This window comes from Vibrio sp. Vb2880 (assembly GCF_033337975.1).
GTDB lineage: Bacteria > Pseudomonadota > Gammaproteobacteria > Enterobacterales > Vibrionaceae > Vibrio > Vibrio alginolyticus.
Genome location: NZ_JAWORT010000010.1, coordinates 154,159 through 175,577 on the forward strand (window position 1 = coordinate 154,159; position 21,419 = coordinate 175,577).

Below are 21,419 nucleotides of genomic sequence, written 5' to 3' on the forward strand. Positions count from 1 at the left end.
GTCCTTTTATAAACAAAACTCTTTACTTGATAATAGTTATCGTTTAGATTTATCCGCAACTTCGATATGCGGGATTACGATAATGATCAGTGAATGGGAAAAACACACACTTCTAGCCGATACGGCACTTCAACTAGATGACCCTGTTCGCAGCATTCTTCATTACCAGCAAGCCCTAAGCCTGAGTGAAGATATTAGCGAATGTGTGGAAATTGAGGCGGACGAGCGATTATTAATTTCTGTGATTTCTTGTCATAACTTAGCTCAGTTCTGGCGTTGGGCCGGAGATACTGACTATGAACTCAAATACCTTCAACTGGCCTCTGAGAAAGTCTTAACACTTATCCCACAATGCCCAAATAAAGAGTGTGCAAGCTTTATCGACTCGATAGGATGCTGTACTAAGGCGTTGATAGACTTTATGAAGCGTCACCCTAATCCAGCTATTGCCAAACAGGTTGAAAAAATAGATACCGCAACCAATTGCGAAGTCATTGCCAAATTCCGCTTAAACTAACATTCAAATTATTAAACTAACATTCAAATTATACAGCAGGAATCACCGAAAGGTGCTTGGCAAAATACCACTAAAATATTATTAACAACGTCAGTAAATCAAAAACGCCGAAGCTTTCAGCTTCGGCGTTTTTATAAGCATCACACTTGGGTTCGCCCTAGAGATATCACGACTCGGCGGTTTTTGTCTTTTCCTATTGGCGAACCGTTATCTGCAATAGGACGACGCTTGCCGTACCCTTGCACTTGAATTCGATCTTCCGGTAGCCCTAGAGACTGAAAATAATCACGAAGTGACTCTGCACGTCGCTCTGATAAACTTTGGCTCGCACTTTTACCATCGGTTGAATCTGTGTAAGTCGCCACCAGCACGAGATCGATATCTTGATTATGTCGGATATAATCTGCAATTTGTGATAAACGCTTTTTAGAAGCCTTGGTTAACTGATCACCTTGTCTTTCGTAGTGCAAAATCGTAAAAGCAATGTCCTCAAAACTGTATTTCAATAAGTTTGAAATGCAGTCGCTAAACGCGTTGTACTTGTTTTGAAATAGTACTGATGACAATGCGACTTCAATTCTCTGATCTCGGCTCTGCCAATCTTGGTAGCTAAAAGTCGGATAACGGCCTTTTTCCAGCTCAGACAACATGCCCCATGCTGTTTGCCCTCCGACATAACCATCAAACTGTTTAAAAAACTTTAGGTTTGTAATTCGATCGGCGTGTTCACCTGGTCGCCAAGGTGGCGGCATAGAAATGAGACTGACGTTACGTGTTTCTCCCATCGGGCGACGCATTTTTAACTCAAAGTCTAAATTGATTTTTTTATTCGCACGAGATGAAAATACCGCATCTCCAAAGCTTGGAATGGGGTGTACAAGCTGACATTCTAATGGTGTATTGACCACCATTTCCCATTGAGATTGCTGTAGAGTTGCAGCATAACGTTTGCCCATCAAAGCGAAGCTGCTTGTGCTAAACAACGAAAATACAACACCACTGGTAATCAGCCATTTCTTCATCTAATACTGTCTCTTAAACGGCAGTCTGTTGCCGTCAAATTGCATCAATAAAACCACTTCAACGGGCATGCAAAAATCTCGCCAATATCGGAATATCTGTCACACTGCCATTAATGTAAGCCATAGTGTTCCAATCACCTTAACCGCCACTTAGCGTTTTACTTTCTCATGTTTTATCGGTTTACATGATGCAAAGTATGGCGAATAAACGTCTACATAATATGCAATACAAACTTATTGATTGGATGCAAAATAGAATTCCGGTTTTCTCTTAAATTGCGGTTTTTCTCATCGGTATAATCTGCAATAATGCAGCCTTCGTCACACAAAAATAAGCCAACATGACACTAGAAAATGAAGCTCTAACCTTGAAAAAACGCTTTCGTGGTTATTTCCCTGTGGTAGTAGACGTTGAGACCGCTGGTTTCAATGCTCAAACTGATGCACTTTTAGAAATCTGTGCCGTTACGTTGAAAATGGACGAACATGGCGTGTTGCATCCGGCCTCCACCATTCATTTTCATGTGGAACCATTTGAAGGCGCTAACTTAGAAAAAGAAGCGCTTGAATTCAATGGTATTCGTGACCCTTTCAGCCCTCTTCGAGGTGCTGTTTCTGAGCAAGAGGCGCTAAAGGAAATTTATAAGCTTATTCGCAAAGAACAAAAAGCCGCAGATTGCTCACGTGCAATTATGGTTGCTCATAACGCAGCATTCGACTTGGGTTTTGTAAATGCAGCAAATGAACGCTGTAAACTAAAAAGAGTCCCTTTTCATCCCTTTGCTACTTTTGATACGGCTACATTAAGTGGCCTTGCTTATGGCCAAACAGTTCTCGCTAAAGCATGCAAAACAGCCGGGATGGAATTTGATAACCGTGAAGCACACTCTGCGCTTTACGATACACAAAAAACAGCAGAATTATTCTGCGGTATTGTCAACAAATGGAAGGCCCTCGGCGGTTGGCCGCTTGTCGACGAAGAATAATAAGTAAACACAACATATTAGGAAAAGTATGAATCCTGTCGTTATATCAGTGTGCGTCATGCTCGTGTTAGCATTGATGCGCGTAAACGTGGTGGTTGCCCTCACGTTTAGTGCCATCGTAGGCGGCCTAGTCGCAGGCATGAGCCTTGGGGATACGGTTGCCGCATTTGAAAGTGGTCTAGGTGGCGGTGCAACTATCGCGCTAAGCTACGCCATGTTAGGTACTTTCGCTGTTGCCATCTCGAAATCAGGCATCACGGATCTACTGGCCAAAAGTGTTATCAAGCGCTTAAATGGTAAAGAAAACTCGGCGTCAACTACCGGGTTAAAGTACGCGGTGTTAGTCGCGCTCGTCCTTGTCACTATGTCATCTCAAAACGTAATTCCGGTCCATATCGCCTTTATTCCAATTTTGATTCCACCTCTTTTGGGCGTATTTGCGAAACTTAAGCTCGATCGACGTTTGGTCGCGTGTGTTCTTACCTTCGGTTTGATCACACCTTACATGATCTTACCTGTTGGTTTCGGCGGTATTTTCTTAAACAACATTCTATTAAAGAACCTACATGACAACGGTTTGGAAAACGTGGTTGCAAGCCAAGTCCCAACCGCCATGTTACTGCCAGGTGCAGGGATGCTGTTTGGTCTATTACTGGCTATCTTTGTGAGCTATCGTAAACCGCGTGTCTACAAAGAAACTGAGTTGACTGTCGTTGACGAAACCGATCACGTCATTAATAAAAAGCACATCTTAGTTGCGGCACTTGGTATTGTCGCTGCTTTGGGTGTTCAGCTTTACACAGGTTCAATGATTATCGGTGCTCTAGCTGGCTTTATGGTGTTCACTTTCGGCGGCGTTATCGCATGGAAAGAGACGCACGACGTGTTCACTAAAGGTGTACACATGATGGCAATGATTGGCTTCATCATGATCGCAGCGGCAGGTTTTGCAGCAGTAATGAAGCAAACTGGCGGTGTTGAAACACTAGTACAATCGCTATCAACCAGCATCGGTGACAATAAGCCTCTAGCTGCACTACTGATGCTGATCGTTGGTCTATTAGTAACAATGGGCATTGGTTCATCGTTCTCTACGATTCCAATCCTTGCAACTATCTATGTGCCTCTTGCGCTAGCATTCGGTTTCTCGCCGATGGCAACGATTGCACTGGTAGGTACTGCGGCGGCGTTAGGTGATGCAGGCTCTCCAGCTTCTGACTCTACATTAGGCCCTACATCTGGTCTAAATGCCGACGGTCAACATGAGCACATTTGGGAAACAGTCGTTCCAACCTTTATCCATTATAATATCCCTCTAATCATCTTTGGTTGGATTGCAGCAATGGTGCTTTAATACTATTGTTTGGATGGATATACATTAGTTACGAAAAAGCCGCTCAATGAGCGGCTTTTTGTTATTCATAACTGTGGTTATTGCGCTGGCATATTGTCAATAATACGCTCACGAATCAGCTTCAAGGTTGGTTCTGTCGACAGGTAATCGATGGCAATCGGAAAATAAGCGTCGTTAATTTTAAGAACCAAGCTAGGGTAAGAGCTCACACCTAGGCTCTTTGCAAGGCTCAATTGATCTTCGAACACACCTTCTAAGAAAGAGCCATCCATGTCATTCTTGAATTGCTGAACATTCAAGCCAATTTCTCTCGCTAATTGCAAGTGAGTGGCTTCTTCATGAGGAGGCATCGCACGTAAGTAATACGCATGCTGAACCGCTTCTAGCATCTGCTCATAAGAATCTTGAAAGCCCGCTGCAATAACCGCACGACAAGATTGGTAAGTGCTTCTAACTGGCGTACAAAGCTTCCAGAAATCGTAGTTAAACTTAGTGCCTAACTGGCGCTCAATCTGCTTCCAAATACCTTCGAGTTTTTGTTGCATCTCGGGCGGCATCGGTAAATTAGTATCTGGCGCAAGACCACCAACCACATACTCAAACTGAATCACACCTGGCAGTTGCTGTTTTAGTTTATCCAGCGTTGGTTTGTAACCCCAACACCAACTGCACATTGGGTCATGCACGTAGTAAAGCTTTATGTTCATTCCACTAACCTAAAAAGAAAAAGGAGCCAGTACGGCTCCTTCGTATTCTATCGCTAAATGTGAGTATTTACGAATTACTCAGCTTGATCTTCAGCGCGCGCTGCTGCTTCTTTGATTAGAGGCTGCAGTTCACCTTTTTGGAACATTTCTAGAATAATGTCACAACCGCCGATAAGCTCGCCTTCAACCCATAGTTGAGGGAAAGTTGGCCATTGCGCGTACTTTGGTAACTCAGCACGGATATCTGGGTTTTGCAGAATGTCTACGTAAGCGAACTTCTCACCACATGCCATTAGTGCCTGTGACGCTTGAGAAGAGAAACCACAGCTAGGTAGTTTCGGTGATCCTTTCATGTACAGCAGGATTGAGTTTTCAGAGATCTGCTGTTTGATTTTGTCGATAGTTTCCATCGCTTCCTCATTCATGGGTTTGAACTTTATTTATTTGCCACATTCTACTCAATAACGACAGAATAAAAACCACATAATTAATAAGGCTTAATTTTAGATTGCTCATTGGCGAGCAATGCAGCACTTCACCACTGCTAACCTCTTAAAATATTTTCATATCGGGGTTTTAATAAAGTAAAAACTTGCTAAAATACTTAGCAAGTCAGCCTTAAAGGCGACATAGCTATAAAAAAACACTGGAAGCAATCGAAAGGTCATCCTTTCAAATCAATGGAGAATCGAGTAATGGCATTTGAACTACCAGCTCTTCCTTACGCGAAAGACGCACTAGAACCACACATCTCAGCAGAGACTCTAGACTACCACCACGGTAAGCACCACAACACTTACGTTGTTAAGCTTAACGGTCTTATCCCTGGTACTGAGTTCGAAGGCAAAACTCTAGAAGAGATCATCAAGACTTCTACTGGTGGCGTATTCAACAACGCAGCGCAAATCTGGAACCACACGTTCTACTGGCACTGTCTTGCTCCAAATGCGGGCGGCGAGCCAACTGGCGCAGTTGCAGACGCTATCAACGCAGCATTCGGTTCTTTTGAAGAATTCAAAGCGAAGTTTACTGATTCAGCAATCAACAACTTCGGTTCTTCATGGACTTGGCTTGTTAAGAAAGCTGACGGCTCTCTAGAGATCGTTAACACTTCTAACGCTGCAACTCCTCTAACAGAAGAAGGTACAACACCACTTCTAACTGTTGACCTATGGGAACACGCGTACTACATCGATTACCGCAACGTACGTCCTGATTACATGAACGGCTTCTGGGCTCTAGTAAACTGGGACTTCGTAGCTGAGAACCTAGCGAAGTAATATACTTCCCCCTAAGTTCAATTTAGTCTTATTCAAAAGCTCGCTATTTAGCGGGCTTTTTTGTTTCGCCTTCCCTAGCACCTTTAAATAATTCCCTCTTTTACTAAAGTTCTTCTTATCCACGCCGTTAAAAGAGCATCGAGCGAGGAACATCATGCAAATTCATACGTTAGACAAAGCTGCAATTATCAACGAACTTCAGTTCGGTAATGGTATTAACCATGCCGTACACGAAGGTCGTCGTGCGGATTTCTCGCTGATTCTGTCTATGTTCTCTAATGATGTTCGCGATGTGGTCCCAGTTGAAGAGGTCCAGGAAGTCATCACCAGTGACAGTATTCTTCGCCAACAATTGGGTTTATCGCAACCTCAAGCTCTTCGTTCTGATAGCAGCAGCTATGAACTCGCAGCTGAACAAGCGAAACAGTTTCACGATGCAGGATTGCCTTCCGCAAAGCTGAGCCATTACCTAAAACCAGATGCGCTGACTTACCTGCCTGAAGACACATTCAACCTACCAGAGGAGGTTTATCACAACCTATCTGGTCATGAGCGACGCAGATTGGGCGAACGCAACAAACAACTGATCCCAGATGCTGGGCTATATAATCAGCTAGTGACGGCTCAACGTCAGCATCAAATTCAAGCTAAAGCATAGAGATCCGCTTTTTATCCAATAGCTTGCAATACCTACACGTCAGAAATGTGACATCTTACAAATTACCGCACAATAGTCCTCACTCGAAAGCGTTAGTTTGAAGCCTTTCACACTGAACCCAACGAATTTCAACCATGCTATTAGCACAAACCACTGGTGTATTGTTTTTCACATATGGATACAGTGAAGGTGCTATGGATATCAAAGAATCAATTATTCTCGTCACGTCTGCAGGTTCGGTTATAGGAAGAACCTGTGCAAATCACTTTGCTCACCTTGGAGCAACGTTGATTCTTTGTGACCAAAATTCTAGCGCTTTGAGAGCGAGCTATGAGCAAATCAGCGCTTTCACTGACAAAGTGTATGCTATGAATGTGTGTAGTGATAACACAACGTCCATTAACTTATTGTTTGACCAGATAGAATCACAGCTACGTGCGACACCAGATGTGATTGTTAATTGCTGGACCAGCTCCCCTATGCCTGGCTTAATGGCGCCAGAACCAATGAGTACTTACATTGATCACTTGTCGTCTGCGGCACGCTTCCTTTATACCTACGGCCAAGTAGGAGCAGAGCGCTTTCGAGCCAGAAACAAGAAAGGCGTCATTGTTAACGTCATTTCTCATGATAACCATGAAGACTTTACGGGAGTTGAAAGCATGGCGGCGTTGGTGTCAGGTTTTACTCACAGCTGGGCAAAAGAACTCACACCATTCAACATTCGAGTGGGCGGCGTTATTCCCTCGGTAAATCATACAAAAGAAGAGCTCAACGAGAGGCACTGGGCTGAGATCCAAGACGAACTAGTCCGCAACACAGCATACATCGTCGCGAATGAATACTTCAGTGGCCGAGTAGTTGCGACCGAAGTGTAAGCATACACAGCAACTCTGTTTTCCCAAGCCAGATGTAACTCCTGCACCAAAATAAAAAAAGCCCCAGTCATTTGACTGGGGCTTTAACCTTTTCCCGATTAAGGTTTCGTGCTAGCGAAAACCTTGCTCACTCGATTTTTTAATTACGCGTCAGCTTTTTCTTTCTTTGCTTTAGGTGCTGCTTTTGCTGCTTCTTGGTCTGCTTTCTTCTTGATAACAGTTGTACCTTCGAAAGTTTCGCCTTCAACAAATGCTTTACCGTAGTAAGAAGCCATCAACACATCTTTAAGTTCGCTGATTAGAGGGTAACGTGGGTTCGCACCAGTACATTGGTCATCGAACGCTTCTACCGCTAGCTCATCCAGTTTCGCTACGAAATCTGATTCAGCAACACCTGCCGCTTGGATAGACATTGGGATGTCTAGGTTAACTTTTAGTTCATCCAGCCATGCTAGTAGACGTTCAATCTTCTGAGCAGTACGGTCACCTTCTTGGCTTAGGCCTAGGTGGTCAGCAACTTCAGCGTAACGACGACGTGCTTGTGGACGGTCGTATTGAGAGAACGCAGTTTGTTTAGTTGGATTGTCGTTCGCGTTGTAACGTACCACGTTAGAGATAAGTAGTGCGTTAGCTAGGCCGTGTGGCAAGTGGAACTCAGCACCCAGTTTGTGAGCCATTGAGTGACAAACACCTAGGAATGCGTTCGCAAATGCAACACCAGCGATAGTAGCTGCGTTGTGTACTTTCTCACGAGCGATTGGGTCATTTGCACCGTTCGCATAGCTTGATGGTAGGTACTCTTTTAGCATCTTAAGTGCTTGAAGAGCTTGGCCATCTGAGTATTCGTTAGCAAGAACAGAAACGTAAGCTTCTAGAGCGTGAGTTACTGCATCGTAACCACCAAATGCTGTTAGAGACTTAGGCATGTTCATTACTAGGTTCGCATCAACGATTGCCATGTTTGGCGTGATTTCGTAGTCAGCTAGTGGGTATTTCGCACCAGTCTTGTCGTCAGTAACAACCGCGAATGGAGTAACTTCTGAACCAGTACCTGAAGTTGTAGTGATACATACAAGCTCAGCTTTTTTACCCATTTTAGGGAACTTGTAGATACGTTTACGGATGTCCATAAAGCGCATTGCTAGTTCTTCAAAGTGAGTTTCTGGGTGCTCGTACATTACCCACATGATTTTCGCTGCATCCATTGGTGAACCACCGCCTAGCGCTAGGATAACGTCAGGTTGGTAGCTAGCCATTTGAGCCGCACCTTTTTCTACTACAGACAGTGTTGGGTCAGCTTCAACATCGAAGAATGTTTGAACTTCCATGCCTTGAGCTTTTAGTAGGCTTACTACGTCATCTGCGTAACCGTTGTTGAATAGGAAACGGTCAGTTACTAGGAATGCACGTTTCTTACCTTCTAGGTCGCCCAGTGCGATTGGAAGGCTACCACGACGGAAGTAGATTGACTTAGGTAGTTTATGCCACAACATGTTTTCAGCTCGCTTCGCTACAGTTTTCTTGTTGATTAGGTGTTTAGGACCTACGTTCTCAGAGATAGAGTTACCACCCCAAGAACCACAACCTAGCGTTAGAGATGGCGCAACGTTGAAGTTGTACAAGTCACCGATACCGCCGTGAGTAGTCGGGATGTTGATTAGGATACGAGCTGTCTTCATCTTGTCACCGAAGTAACGGATACGATCAGCGTTAGTATCTTGGTTAGTGTAAAGACCAGATGTGTGGCCGATACCACCAATCTCAACCATAGTTACCGCTTGAGCAACCGCGTCTTCGAAGTTGTCAGCACGGAATAGACCTAGAGTTGGAGATAGTTTCTCGTGAGCGAATGCGTCATCGTGAGATACTTTACCCAGACCCTCACCAACAAGAACTTTAGTGTCTGCTGGAACTTTAACGCCTGCCATTTCAGCGATTGCTGCTGCTGGCTGACCTACGATTTTCGCGTTTAGCGCACCATCGATAAGAAGCACTTTACGAACTTTATCAGCTTCTGCTTTGCTTAGGACATAAGCTTTGTGAGAAGCAAAGCGCTCTTTCACTTCGTCGTATACTTCGTCTACTACGATTGCAGCTTGCTCAGAAGCACATACTACACCGTTGTCGAAAGTCTTAGACATAAGGATAGAAGCAACAGCACGTTTGATGTCTGCTGTTTCATCGATAACAACAGGAACGTTACCTGCACCTACACCGATTGCTGGCTTACCAGAAGAGTATGCTGCTTTAACCATGCCTGGACCACCAGTTGCAAGGATAAGCGCGATGTCATCGTGTTTCATTAGAGCGTTTGAAAGCTCAACAGAAGGCTGGTCGATCCAACCGATGATGTCTTTTGGTGCACCTGCTGCTACTGCTGCATCTAGAACGAGTTTAGCTGCATCGTTAGTTGAGTTTTTTGCACGTGGGTGTGGTGAGAAGATGATACCGTTACGAGTCTTCAAAGAGATTAGAGATTTGAAGATCGCTGTAGAAGTTGGGTTAGTCGTTGGTACGATACCGCAGATGATGCCTACAGGCTCAGCGATAGTCATAGTACCTAGGTTGTCATCCTCTTCTAAGATGCCACACGTTTGTTCGTCTTTGTATTTGTTGTAGATAAACTCAGAAGCGAAGTGGTTCTTGATTACTTTATCTTCAACAATACCCATACCAGATTCTTCTACCGCTTGTTGAGCTAGCGGGATACGGGCCTGGTTAGCTGCAAGCGATGCTGCACGAAAGATTTTATCTACTTGCTCTTGAGAGTAAGTAGCGAACTCTTCTTGCGCTTTCTTAACGCGAGCAACCATTGCATCTAGTTCAGCCATATTAGTTACAGGCATAGGGAATCTCCTAAAATTAACAAATATTAAAAACTTTTTACTAAGGCTATTACTTATCGTTTTTACTGTTTATCAGTCACTTAGAAAACAAACGTCTTAGTAAATTGCTTTCAGGACTGAGTATAATATTTCATAGTGTGAAAAAAATTGACTTGGATCAGTTCTCACCACCTAAATACTACCAAAGTGGTGCCTCATCACACCAAAATGACATAAATCACTGATAAACAAATAAATTAACTTTCATTTTTTATTGAGTAAAAAAGAAGCAAATGGACAAATAAATAAAAGAAACTACAACAACCTGTAAAAAAGTTTCATTTTTGACCAACAAAATTACATGTAGGCCCAATTCTTTGTGCTACTGAGAGTATATCGAACCGAATACATCTCTCTACAAACCACCTTGGTTTTTATCAAAAATGTGCGAATGTTAACGTTTATGTAAAACAGCGCAATTTATCAGCAACTTTATACGTAACATTTCCTTTCCAGATTAGATACAGTTTATTAAAGAATTAGTTTTTCTCACTTAAATGGCAGGGAATGCGTTAGTTTTTTTCATTTCTTACAACCTAACTTTTGCCTTACATTACGCCCAAATTACCCCTTCTCCTTTTCACTAATGTGAACTTTGATGAGTACGCAACATGCAAACTTTTGAACTTGCTATCTTCTTGCAGTTTTTTCTCGGTTTGGTCGCCGCAGTAAACCCTGTTGGTATCATGCCTGTGTTTGTGTCACTAACCGGACATATGACTCCAGACGAAAAGCGCAATACGGCAACAACAGCAAATGTGGCTGTTGCGATCATCCTGATCATTTCGCTTTTTGCTGGTCAGTTACTGTTAGACATGTTCAGTATTTCTCTGGATTCGTTTCGTGTCGCTGGCGGGTTGCTATTACTTAGCATCGCATTCTCGATGATGAGCGGTAAACTGGGGGAAGATAAGCAGAACAAACAAGAGAAAACGGAATACGTCAGTCGTGAACAGATTGGTGTGGTCCCTCTTGCAATGCCTTTAATGGCAGGTCCTGGTGCAATCAGTTCGACTATTGTTTATGGTGCACGCTACCCAAGCATGTTCGATACCGTGGGCATTAGTATTACGATTGTTTTGTTCTGCCTTTGTTCATGGCTATTGTTCCGCTCTGCCCCATTGATCGTACGATTTTTAGGTCAAACTGGAATCAACGTCATTACTCGTATCATGGGTTTGATATTGGGCGCGCTTGGCATAGAGTTCATTGCGAATGGCTTACGCAACTTATTTCCAGGATTAGCCTGAGTTTCTATAAAATTGTATGATAGAGCGATTCAACAATGGATCGCTTTGTCATGACGACTGACTCTCTTAAACATACTCTATATGTCACCATTTTTGGTACTCATACCAAAGCTGGTAAAACGTTCGATATTGCTCTCATTATCGCGATCATCAGTTCGTTAATCGTACTGGTGTTAGATTCGATACCCTCCGTTCGGGCCGAGTGGGAAAAAGAGCTGAAGTTTATTGAATACACATTTACTGGCCTATTCACGATTGAATACCTTCTAAGGCTTTATTGCTCCCCCAAACCTGCCGCCTACGCAAAGGGTTTTTATGGTGTCGTCGATTTACTTGCGATTTTGCCCACTTATTTAGCACTCTTCTTCCCATCGGCTTCGTTTATGGGTGTGATCAGGGCGCTGCGAGTGATGCGAATATTCCGCATACTCAAGTTAGTCCGATACCTCCAAGAGTCCAATATCCTCTTACGTTCACTGCTTATGGCGCGCAGAAAGATTTTTATCTTCTTTAGCTCCGTCGCCATTATGGTAACGATTTTCGGCTCATTGATTTTTATCATTGAAGGACCTGAAAACGGATTTACTAGCATTCCTAAAAGTATTTATTGGGCGATCGTGACCATCACAACGGTTGGGTATGGTGACTTGGTCCCTCAAACAGACCTAGGTAAAGGGCTTGCATCACTCACCATGTTACTGGGTTATTCCATTTTGGCGGTACCTACAGGTATTTTCACTGCCGAACTGCACCAAGAGATGCAATCGCACAAAGTATTGGTGAAATGCCCAAACTGCTCCCACGCAGGGCACGACTCTGACGCAATTTACTGTAAACATTGTGGTAGTGAACTAGCCGATCCAGACAAAAGAGTCGTTCGAACGGAAGACGACGCATGAAAAAAGAGCTCCCTAAGGAGCTCTTTTATTTTGTCATCAAATAAAGGATTGATGTGATTATGCTTTCTCAGACAGAATAATTCGCAGAGTACGACGCAATGGCTCCGCAGCACCCCAAAGCAGTTGGTCACCAACAGTGAAAGCATTTAGGAAATCATCACCCATTGCCATCTTACGTAAACGACCCACTGGTACAGACATTGTGCCCGTAACTTTTGCCGGTGTTAGCTCTTGAGCAGTGATGTCACGGTCGTTAGGAATCACTTTCACCCAATCGTTATGAGTGGCGATGATTTCTTCGATTTCGTCCATTGGTACATTTTGTTTAAGCTTGATAGTAAGTGCTTGAGAGTGACAACGCATCGCGCCAATACGCACACAAGTACCGTCAATTGGAACAGGTGAACTTTGAGAACCCAAAATTTTATTCGCCTCAGCGCCCGCTTTCCACTCTTCTTTACTCTGACCATTATCGCGCTTCACATCGATCCATGGGATCAACGAACCAGCTAGTGGCACACCGAATTTATCGGTAGGGAAAGAGCCGCTGCGCATTGTATCCGCAACTTTCTTATCAATATCTAGGATAGAGCTTGATGGGTTTGCAAGTTCAGAGCTCACAGAGTCATTGATAACGCCCATTTGCGAGATCAATTCACGCATATTTTGCGCACCAGCACCAGATGCGGCTTGGTAAGTCATTGCGCTTGTCCACTCAACAAGGCCTTTCTCAAATAGACCACCTAGCCCCATTAGCATTAAACTAACCGTACAGTTACCACCGACAAATGTGTTCGTGCCACCGTGGATGCCTTGTTGGATTTGCTTTAAGTTCACTGGATCAAGTGTGATGATCGAATCTTCAGCCATACGTAGCGTAGAGGCCGCATCAATCCAGTAGCCTTTCCAACCAGCCTGACGAAGTGCAGGGAAAACTTTTTCTGTGTAGCTACCACCTTGACAGGTGATTACCGCATCAAGCTGTTTTAAGCTTTCAATATCATACGCGTCTTGCAGTAAGCCTGCGTCTTTTCCTAAGTTAGGAGCAGGAATACCAACTTGAGAAGTACTGTAGAATACTGGTTCGATTAGGTCGAAGTCTTTCTCTTCAACCATACGCTGCATAAGGACTGAACCAACCATACCGCGCCAACCAACTAAACCAACTCTCATCGTATTAACTCTCCATGTATTAAAAAACCTACCCCATAGTTAATTTTTCACAGCAAAATCTCAACCCCTATTTTGTAAATAAGCGCGTTTTTTAACCTTTTCCTCTGAAAAACCGGGTTACACGAGATTTTTTAGTGTTTGGTTTGCGGTTTTAACCATTTTTCAAGTAGGGAAAGCACTTTAGCCCCCTAATTGGTCTTACCACTCAATGAGAAAATAACACATGAAGCACAATAATTTCACATTACACAACATTTAAAACCAAAAAAGTTAAAACAAACTAACATTTAATTTCACAAGCAAACGTTTTTACCAACGAACATCAAGATAAAACACCAAATGTTCGAAATATAATTTTTGTTAATGTATGTTATGCGCGATTACAACAAGGAGCGCCTTCCTCTATTGCTCCAAGATTGACAGAGGCACATATGAAGCAAGTTACACCACGCCTACCAAGCTTGATACAGGTATTTATCTCGCTCGGTTTATTTCTCCTGCTGGCATTTTCGTTCACAGCCAAGCTAGACCTACCGATTCAGCTAGCGCTATACATCGGTTGGTTCATTGTCATGATATTAGGCATAAAGCTTGGCCATCAGTATAAAGATCTGGAAAAAGCAGCACTAAATGGCATTTCCAATGGACTTGGAGCCGTTTTAATCCTTTTGGCCGTTGGCGCGCTTGTAGGTACTTGGATCTCTGGTGGTATTGTTCCAACCATTATTTACTACGGCCTTAAAGCAATCCACCCTTCCATCTTTTTGCTCGCGACCATGATCATCTGTTCATTGACTGCGCTAGCGACTGGCACGTCTTGGGGTGCGGCTGGCACGGCAGGTATTGCAATGATGGGTATCGGTCAAGGTCTTGGTGTTCCTGCGCCAATCACTGCAGGTGCCGTACTTTCAGGCTGTTACTTTGGTGACAAAATGTCGCCTCTATCGGATTCAGTAATCCTTGCTTCATCTATGTCTAACGTTGAAGTGATGGAACATATTAAAGGCATGTTGCCGATAGCACTCATTAGCTACATTATTACAGGCATTATGTTTACTGCATTTGGCTTCCACTACGCAGGTCAAGTTGACATGAGCCAGGTAGACTCTGTCATTAAAGCGATGGAACAGCAGTTCTACATCACCCCTTACTCATTTGTTCCTGTGATCATCGTATTGTCACTTCTAGCGATGCGTATGCCTTCATTCCCAGTGATCAGTTTTGGTTCTCTGCTAGGTATTATTTGGGCAGTGATGATCCAAGATGTCGATTTCCTAACCGCGTTCAACACGGCTTGGGCTCCGTTTGCAATCTCATCTGGCGTAGATTTCATTGACTCAATCCTTAACCGTGGCGGCATGTCTTCAATGCTTGGGTCGGTAGCGGTTATCGTATTCGGCCTTGGTTTTGGCGGTCTACTAGATAAAGTAGGCGTGCTAGAGACTATCGCGAAGCTGTTTGAAAAACGCGTTCAAAGTGCAGGTTCATTGGCAACAAGCACAATTGGTACGGCCTTTATGGGCAACGTATTTGGTTCAGCGATGTACGTTTCACTTATTCTGACCCCAAAAATCTGTGCGAAGAACTATGACCGTCTAGGCTACAAACGTAAGAATTTGTCTCGTAACGCAGAATTTGGCGGCACGCTAACCTCAGGTATGGTCCCTTGGAGTGACAACGGTATCTACATGGCCAGTATTTTGGGTGTTGCTACACTGTCTTATGCCCCGTTCATGTGGCTGAGTTTTGTATGTATCATCGTAACGATCTTCACTTCTTACATGGGTTGGTTTGTTGATAAGTGCGAACCAACAGCAGAAGCAGTTGAAGAAGCTGAAGGCGAATTGAAGCAGCAAACCGCTTAACTTCGTAGAGATAGGAAGAACCTCCCTTCCGAATTCAATACTAAAAAAGAGCGCTTTAAAGCGCTCTTTTTTTATTTCCAAAACAAATCGTTAGCTTTGTTTTACTGGCGTTTTTACGGCTGCACGCTTCCCAAACCAATAGCCCAAGCCAAGCGGTGCAAAGAATATAACGGCAATGAACAGAATAAAGTAGATGATGGTACTTTTGACAAGTTCAATCAGCTTAGTCATGGCGAGATTCACAACCTCTTGCGACACTCGATCCATATCTTGAGCAAACTTCTCGCGCTCATGGGTAATGATCTGTGCGATTTCTTGACGTTCTCTGGCAACCATCAGCTCTATAGCTTGGCGTTCTTCACCCAACTGAGATAAACGCGCCTCCGTCCTTTGATCGATATCGTCAACCAAAGGTTGTAACTCCAGCGCCATTTGTTCTGCCAAATAACGCATGTACTCTGGGTTGTTATCGATAAAATCCCTCATCGAATCAGCGGTAACTTGCAAACTATTGAGCGCCGCATTGACTTTTTCGATACTGGCAGAGCTATTCAAGGCCAACAACTGCGCTTTCCACGTCATAATTTTTGGTGTCTGTTCTGATACCAGACTTAGACGATCAGAGACATCCCCAAGTGCTTCTGGCATCGTGCCTAGCGTTGTAACGGCTTCCTCTTCGCTAATTTGGTTTGCATCTAACCACCCACGGTAAGCCGGAGTCCTAATCATGCTTAAATCAGCGAATGGATGCTGCTTGGCGAACTCTGCAACAAACGTTTGTGTCTTGATGTATGCTTCTTTCTTCAATAAAGATTGAGCCAGTTTATCTACCTCTTTCGCTAAATAAACGGAAACTAACTTGGCCTCATCAGACGCAAAGAGCTCATTACCAGAAGCGGTAGTAAAGAACTGTTCCATTTGTAGCGTGAAAGTCCATGTATCAATCAGTGCAGCCATTGGGGACACTTGATACGCAGAAGCTTGGATGCCCTCTTCAGCATTTATCTTCCAAAGTAAAATATAAGATTGATGAACTTTATCATGAGGATCATATTGTTCGTGTAGTGCATCTGCTGCTTGCTCAACCTGAGCAAAAAACTGCTGCGCATACTCACGAGTCAAAAGACGCATATTGAGCTCTTGTTTGGTAAGAGGGACGGTTTGACTCTCGATCTTGACTTCGAGCAGGGAGCACCCTGAAAGCATCATAACCAGCCCTATCAACATCATTGAAGACATTCGGCGAACGGACATGAAAACACCTTTAACAAATTGTATAGAACAGGAATAAAGCGAACTAAGTCATATAGTTCGAGCCTTTATTACCTCAACTCTTATGACATTAAGTCAGAGCAATATCAATCTGTTAGCGCTTCTGTTATCTTTTCACTATTGAGAACATTATTAGCAAAAAGTATGGTTTGTTTTAGGACATCATCTAAACATGCCAACTTCTCTTCCGGCACTTTTTGCCCTTGTTTAATCAACAGTTCAATATCACCCGAAATACAGTGCAATGGCATTGCACCTAAACTCCCTGAGACCCCTTTAAGACTGTGTGCGGCTCTTTGCGCTTGCTCTTTATCCTCTTCTAACAGCTGATACATTTTAGTGCCATCGCCAGAGTGATCCTGAATAAAGACCTCCAGTAACATCCGCACAGCGCCCTCGTCACCAGACAGAGAATCTAACATTTTATTGATATCTATGTACGGCTCACGTTCCACTACTTCCACTTGTGATGAATTCACCTCATTACAACTTTCTTCGTTCATTTGGACGTTTTGAAAATTTTCTGACTGAGCTGAGGGAACAGCGTTAGCTCCATTTTCATCATCGCCAACTTGCTCTGACTTTTTATCATCGGTTCTGGGTAGTGGTATCGGTTGAATCGTTTTTGGGGAGAAGGCTCCCCATGAAATGAGGAAAAGGAGCAAACCACTGATTACAGACAACCAAACAATAAAAGTCATTAGCTTCTGTTCCAACTGATCATTTATCGAAGTTAACTGGTTCGGGAAATCTGGATTAAGCAGTTGATTGGATAAATAACTGCCCTGTGCCTGAGCAGATAGTGCGCTTGAGGTTTGAGCAAGCTGGCGCTGAAGAGCGCTTCGCTCTTCGGGAGAGAGCGTCTCTGATTCAATAAAAAGTCGGTCTAAGTCACGGTAAGTATCGCTATTCGTTGCAGAGTCACTAAAGACAGACTCAAAAACAAGCGCACCTAAGCGATAGTACATTGCCTGAATTTGATCAGAGTTTTCTGTTCGAGCACGGCTGCTTCGTAACTGTTCTGCTAACGAAACCAATTCACTGTCACTTCTTACAAAAGCTCGAGCACTTTCTAAAAATCGGTCGGTCGTATAAAGCAATTGAGTGATGTCTGGTGTGATTTTCCCTTCAGAAAACTCACTTTCAAGCTGTAAGCGAACTGCATAAGCCAACTGAAGTTTCAGTGAAATTTGGTCGACGTGTTTAACACGGTAAGGCAGATCGAAGTTAAAAAAGTGCCTGACTTCTTCAACTTTACTTCCTAACTCATTTACAGTCGAAATCGTTTGAATCGTTTGTTTGGCTTGCAGCCAAATGCCAAGTGCTAAAACACACCACAAAACGAACCAGAACCAAACAAACCGCCGTATTCCTTCTTTTAGCTTCAGCAACACTTGCCCCTCGCATATCTCCATTAATTACAAGCATATACTATGGATGTTTCTTATTCACATAAAAAAAGAGAGCCGTTTGCTCTCTTTATTTAACGATATGATTTTAATTGCGACTTAACTGATCTTTTAGATTTGGAGGCGTCCCTTTAATCGTTAAGATATCCGTCTCTGGATCATAAAAAATACGCTCGCCAAGTAAGAGACTATCGAAGCTAATATTCAAACCACCACCAGCTCCAACAAATTTAGTCAGTTTGCGAACCGTCGCACGATCACCTGGGAAAGACTCTTCAATCTCGTACCCTTGCTCTTTGGTGAAATCCATAAAGCTCGTGCCATCTTGGCTTTGAGGAAGCTCTCCGGAAAGCTCTGAGATTTGAACCTCATCACCGGATTTAATTTGCTCATTGCAGTAGTCGTAAACTTGTTTCTTGTACTCGTTCACTTCTTGCTTTTCTAGCTTCGAGTCAGCACAAAAATCATCCACCGCCTGCATCAACACTAAGTTTTGTTGTTTAGTATCTAAGCCAATATCCGCTTGCAGAAAATCTAGGAAGAAGTCCGCCACTTTACGGCCAACGCGTCCTTTAATGTATTGCAGATAACGATTGGATTCCTTGTCGGTCTCGTAGCTCGACAGGTCGATGCGTGCGGCAATATCCATTTTGGTGATATCAAGGTAATCTGTCGCACTGATGTCCAAACCTTCGGTCACTTTTAAACTCTGATTCATTGGTAAGATACCGATGAACAAGTAGTCCGTTGCTAAACTCTGATACTCAGCGAAAACCAAGATACCTTCATCCGCAAATGGGTACTTAATCAACTCTTCTTTCAAGCGATTTGCACTAATTTGTGAGAAGTCGTAAAAATCTCGCTCTCCTTTGCGCATTTCTTGAAGCCAAAATTGAAATTCGCTGTCTGACTGGAAAGCGCCAAAACCTTTACCAGCTTTAGAATGGAATACTCGGTGAAGCTCAGCGACTAAGTTTTCTGTAGATGCATCGTTCTCTAATGATGCTGGACGAAAGTTTACAACCAGCTCGTCCTGATCGTTTTTGCACAGTTGATGCAGAATAACGTTTGAAAGATGAAGACTCATAGTGATTTTATCTTGCTACAAGGTTTTAGTTGATGGGCATTGTAGGTTATCATAAGCCGCTTTTACTATCATTATTAGAGTCTTTATGCCGATTACATCTAAATATACTGACGAGCAAGTAGAAAAAATTCTTGCTGAAGTAGCAACAGTTCTTGAAAAACACGCTGCTTCTCCTGAGTTGACGCTAATGATTGCCGGAAATATCGCAACCAATGTCTTAAATCAACGTGTTGCTGCTTCACAACGCAAAGCGATTGCTGAAAAATTTGCTCAGGCGCTGATGTCTTCTTTAGAAACACCAAAAACACACTAATCACGGACAATAGAACACATACATGGTAGACAGCGGAAACTCATACGGCGAACGTGTATCTCGACTAGTTGGTTGGGGTCACTGGTTTGCATTCTTCAATATCGTTGCATCGATGTTGATAGGCACACGCTACATTGTTCAGTCTCCTTGGCCCGAGACGTTACTTGGTCAGTTTTATCTGGCGGTTTCTTGGGTTGGTCACTTTGGCTTTCTAGTTTTCGCACTTTACTTGCTTGTTCTATTCCCGTTGACGTTTATCCTGCCATCGCGGAAATTGTTCCGTTTGGTGGCAGTGATTTTCGCAACCGTTGGGCAAACCATATTATTAATTGATACCCAAGCGTATCAGTCGATCAATTTGCACTTAACTCCCGTTGTCTGGGAGTTACTATTCAGCGAAGACAAAAGTGCACTCAGCACTGACCTACAACATTTATTTGTTGTGATGCCGCTGATCTTCCTTATTCAACTCGCACTATCCGAATGGGTATGGCGAAAACAGCGCAAACTATCTCATAAGCACGTAGGACGCCCTCTCGCGGCCGTCTTTTTCCTCAGCTTTATGACCAGCCATTTGGTTTACATTTGGGCAGATGCGTATTTTTATAACCCAATTACTAGCCAGCGTTCAAACTTCCCGTTGTCTTACCCGATGACGGCGAAGAGTTTTATGGAAAAACATGGTCTACTTGACCGTGAGGAATACCTAAAACGTTTAGCAGAAAACGAAGGCAACGTAGAGTTAGTCAACTATCCTCTTGAAAAGCTTGAGTTTAACCGCCGAGTTAATAAGCTCAATGTGTTGATGATCAGCATAAACAATTTACGAGCGGATGCGCTTAACCAAGAAGAGATGCCTAACCTCTATGAGTTTGCTGAAAACAATCAGAACTTCCGTAATCATTACAGCTCAAGTAATGATACATACGGGGCCTTTGGTTTGTTCTATGGCTTACCGACCAGTTATGCATCAAGCATCAAGGCGCAAGGTGCGTCCCCAGTATTGCTCGATGTACTGAAAGAGCAGGGCTACAACTTTGGTTTATTCAGTGGCAGTGGGTTTGAAGATGATCTCTACTCAGAAATTATTTTCCGCGACTTGAACTTAGCGGAAGACCTAGATGGCACGCAAGCTCATACCGATAAACAATCTATCGCAAACTGGAATACATGGTTAGCAGAGAAAGCAAGTCAGCCATGGTTTAGTTACATCGAAGTCACCACCGTTGATAATTTTGAATCGATTCCTTCAAATAATGATGAAGAAATGCCCGCAAGTGAGCGATTCAAAAAAGCTTATGAATATGCAGTGAAGTCGGCGGATAGAACTATCGCCGGTATTATTGATGAACTAGAAACGACGGGACAACTGACAAACACCATCGTAATCATCACTTCTAATCACGGTAGTGAATTTAACGAAACCAATACGAACAGCTGGGGAGCAAACAGCAACTACAGCCGTTATCAATTACAAGTTCCGATGGTGATCCATTGGCCTGGAATGCTGGCTGGCGAATTTAATCACAGCACAAGTCACTTGGACCTCTCGGTTACACTGTTGCAAGATATGCTCGGCGTATCTTCCAACCCATATGATTACAGTAGTGGTCGCAACCTATTCGATGAAAGTCGTCGTCGCTGGATCTTGGCGGGCGATACTCGCGAGCTTGCCTTAATTACTAGCTCGCAAACCACAGTGATCGATAAGTTTGGCAACTACAAGCTGTATGACAAAAACTACAAACGACTTCGAGATGATGCACCTAAGTTGCCAGTTTTGATGCAAGGTTTAACTGAGTTACAGCGTTTTTATTCTAAAAACGATTAATACCTAGCAATCCATATACTATTCAAACTCCCC

At 43.4% G+C, this 21,419-nt stretch carries 19 protein-coding genes; 11 read left to right on the forward strand and 8 right to left on the reverse strand.

Going from position 1 to position 21,419, the window contains the following annotated elements; translation table 11 throughout:
* Nucleotides 1–82 precede the first annotated feature (82 nt).
* Nucleotides 83–517: a DUF2753 domain-containing protein gene (locus R7M92_RS13205; RefSeq protein WP_005384886.1), complete on the forward strand. Its 435-nt coding sequence runs from the start codon at nt 83–85 to the stop codon at nt 515–517.
* Nucleotides 518–657: 140 nt separating this feature from the next.
* On the opposite strand, the gene motY is transcribed toward R7M92_RS13205, so the two are convergent.
* On the reverse strand, nt 658–1,539 hold the full coding sequence (motY, locus tag R7M92_RS13210; RefSeq protein ID WP_318133602.1) for a flagellar protein MotY: 882 nt from the start codon (nt 1,537–1,539) through the stop codon (nt 658–660).
* 341 nt (nt 1,540–1,880) lie between these two features.
* Between motY and rnt the strand changes: the two genes are divergently transcribed.
* On the forward strand, nt 1,881–2,525 hold the full coding sequence (rnt, locus tag R7M92_RS13215) for a ribonuclease T (protein ID WP_005384888.1): 645 nt from the start codon (nt 1,881–1,883) through the stop codon (nt 2,523–2,525).
* 28 nt (nt 2,526–2,553) lie between these two features.
* The gene (locus R7M92_RS13220; RefSeq protein ID WP_017821192.1) at nt 2,554–3,879 is read left to right on the forward strand and encodes a Na+/H+ antiporter family protein; all 1,326 of its coding nucleotides are present in this window, start codon (nt 2,554–2,556) and stop codon (nt 3,877–3,879) included.
* 77 nt (nt 3,880–3,956) lie between these two features.
* On the opposite strand, the gene R7M92_RS13225 is transcribed toward R7M92_RS13220, so the two are convergent.
* Both R7M92_RS13225 and R7M92_RS13230 read right to left on the reverse strand, forming a co-directional pair.
* Nucleotides 3,957–4,586 carry a DsbA family protein gene (locus tag R7M92_RS13225; protein ID WP_025767201.1) on the reverse strand — a complete coding sequence of 210 codons (630 nt, stop codon included), beginning with the start codon at nt 4,584–4,586 and terminating at the stop codon, nt 3,957–3,959.
* 74 nt (nt 4,587–4,660) lie between these two features.
* Nucleotides 4,661–4,996, reverse strand: coding sequence for a Grx4 family monothiol glutaredoxin (locus R7M92_RS13230; RefSeq protein ID WP_017635833.1), 336 nt, complete (start codon nt 4,994–4,996; stop codon nt 4,661–4,663).
* A 285-nt stretch (nt 4,997–5,281) separates the two neighbouring features.
* On the opposite strand from R7M92_RS13230, the gene sodB reads away from it, so the two are divergent.
* From sodB to R7M92_RS13245, 3 genes are all read left to right on the forward strand, one after another.
* The gene (sodB, locus tag R7M92_RS13235) at nt 5,282–5,866 is read left to right on the forward strand and encodes a superoxide dismutase [Fe] (protein ID WP_005396533.1); all 585 of its coding nucleotides are present in this window, start codon (nt 5,282–5,284) and stop codon (nt 5,864–5,866) included.
* Between the two features lie 154 nt (nt 5,867–6,020).
* Nucleotides 6,021–6,524, forward strand: a complete 504-nt coding sequence (locus tag R7M92_RS13240) for a VC2046/SO_2500 family protein (RefSeq protein ID WP_033907342.1) — start codon at nt 6,021–6,023, stop codon at nt 6,522–6,524.
* A 134-nt stretch (nt 6,525–6,658) separates the two neighbouring features.
* The gene (locus R7M92_RS13245; protein ID WP_005380732.1) at nt 6,659–7,402 is read left to right on the forward strand and encodes an SDR family oxidoreductase; all 744 of its coding nucleotides are present in this window, start codon (nt 6,659–6,661) and stop codon (nt 7,400–7,402) included.
* Between the two features lie 143 nt (nt 7,403–7,545).
* On the opposite strand, the gene adhE is transcribed toward R7M92_RS13245, so the two are convergent.
* A complete protein-coding gene (gene adhE, locus R7M92_RS13250) occupies nt 7,546–10,248 on the reverse strand; it encodes a bifunctional acetaldehyde-CoA/alcohol dehydrogenase (RefSeq protein WP_005380731.1) in 2,703 nt (900 codons plus the stop codon).
* A gap of 650 nt (nt 10,249–10,898) precedes the next feature.
* Between adhE and R7M92_RS13255 the strand changes: the two genes are divergently transcribed.
* Together R7M92_RS13255 and R7M92_RS13260 are read left to right on the forward strand one after the other, a co-directional pair.
* Nucleotides 10,899–11,537 (forward strand): YchE family NAAT transporter, encoded by a 639-nt coding sequence (locus R7M92_RS13255; protein ID WP_318133605.1) that lies wholly within the window; start codon nt 10,899–10,901, stop codon nt 11,535–11,537.
* Nucleotides 11,538–11,572: 35 nt separating this feature from the next.
* Nucleotides 11,573–12,436 (forward strand): ion transporter, encoded by an 864-nt coding sequence (locus R7M92_RS13260; protein WP_318133607.1) that lies wholly within the window; start codon nt 11,573–11,575, stop codon nt 12,434–12,436.
* Between the two features lie 57 nt (nt 12,437–12,493).
* Here the strand turns inward: R7M92_RS13260 and asd are convergent, their stop codons facing one another.
* Entirely contained in the window at nt 12,494–13,609 is a 1,116-nt protein-coding gene (gene asd / locus R7M92_RS13265) for an aspartate-semialdehyde dehydrogenase (protein ID WP_005380727.1), read from the reverse strand.
* A 431-nt stretch (nt 13,610–14,040) separates the two neighbouring features.
* Here asd and nhaC point away from each other — a divergent pair, with 431 nt between their 5' ends.
* A complete protein-coding gene (nhaC, locus tag R7M92_RS13270) occupies nt 14,041–15,474 on the forward strand; it encodes a Na+/H+ antiporter NhaC (RefSeq protein WP_005380726.1) in 1,434 nt (477 codons plus the stop codon).
* A 90-nt stretch (nt 15,475–15,564) separates the two neighbouring features.
* Here nhaC and R7M92_RS13275 read toward each other — a convergent pair whose 3' ends face one another.
* From R7M92_RS13275 to yejK, 3 genes are all read right to left on the reverse strand, one after another.
* Nucleotides 15,565–16,728 carry a chemotaxis protein gene (locus R7M92_RS13275; RefSeq protein WP_258649785.1) on the reverse strand — a complete coding sequence of 388 codons (1,164 nt, stop codon included), beginning with the start codon at nt 16,726–16,728 and terminating at the stop codon, nt 15,565–15,567.
* 104 nt (nt 16,729–16,832) lie between these two features.
* Nucleotides 16,833–18,161 (reverse strand): Hpt domain-containing protein, encoded by a 1,329-nt coding sequence (locus R7M92_RS13280; protein WP_080276925.1) that lies wholly within the window; start codon nt 18,159–18,161, stop codon nt 16,833–16,835.
* 82 nt (nt 18,162–18,243) lie between these two features.
* Complete coding sequence (yejK, locus tag R7M92_RS13285) at nt 18,244–19,242, reverse strand: nucleoid-associated protein YejK (protein WP_318133611.1); 999 nt, start codon at nt 19,240–19,242, stop codon at nt 18,244–18,246.
* An 85-nt stretch (nt 19,243–19,327) separates the two neighbouring features.
* On the opposite strand from yejK, the gene R7M92_RS13290 reads away from it, so the two are divergent.
* Both R7M92_RS13290 and R7M92_RS13295 read left to right on the forward strand, forming a co-directional pair.
* The gene (locus tag R7M92_RS13290; RefSeq protein ID WP_005380722.1) at nt 19,328–19,555 is read left to right on the forward strand and encodes a YejL family protein; all 228 of its coding nucleotides are present in this window, start codon (nt 19,328–19,330) and stop codon (nt 19,553–19,555) included.
* Between the two features lie 22 nt (nt 19,556–19,577).
* On the forward strand, nt 19,578–21,386 hold the full coding sequence (locus tag R7M92_RS13295; RefSeq protein WP_154205122.1) for a DUF3413 domain-containing protein: 1,809 nt from the start codon (nt 19,578–19,580) through the stop codon (nt 21,384–21,386).
* Nucleotides 21,387–21,419 lie beyond the last annotated feature (33 nt).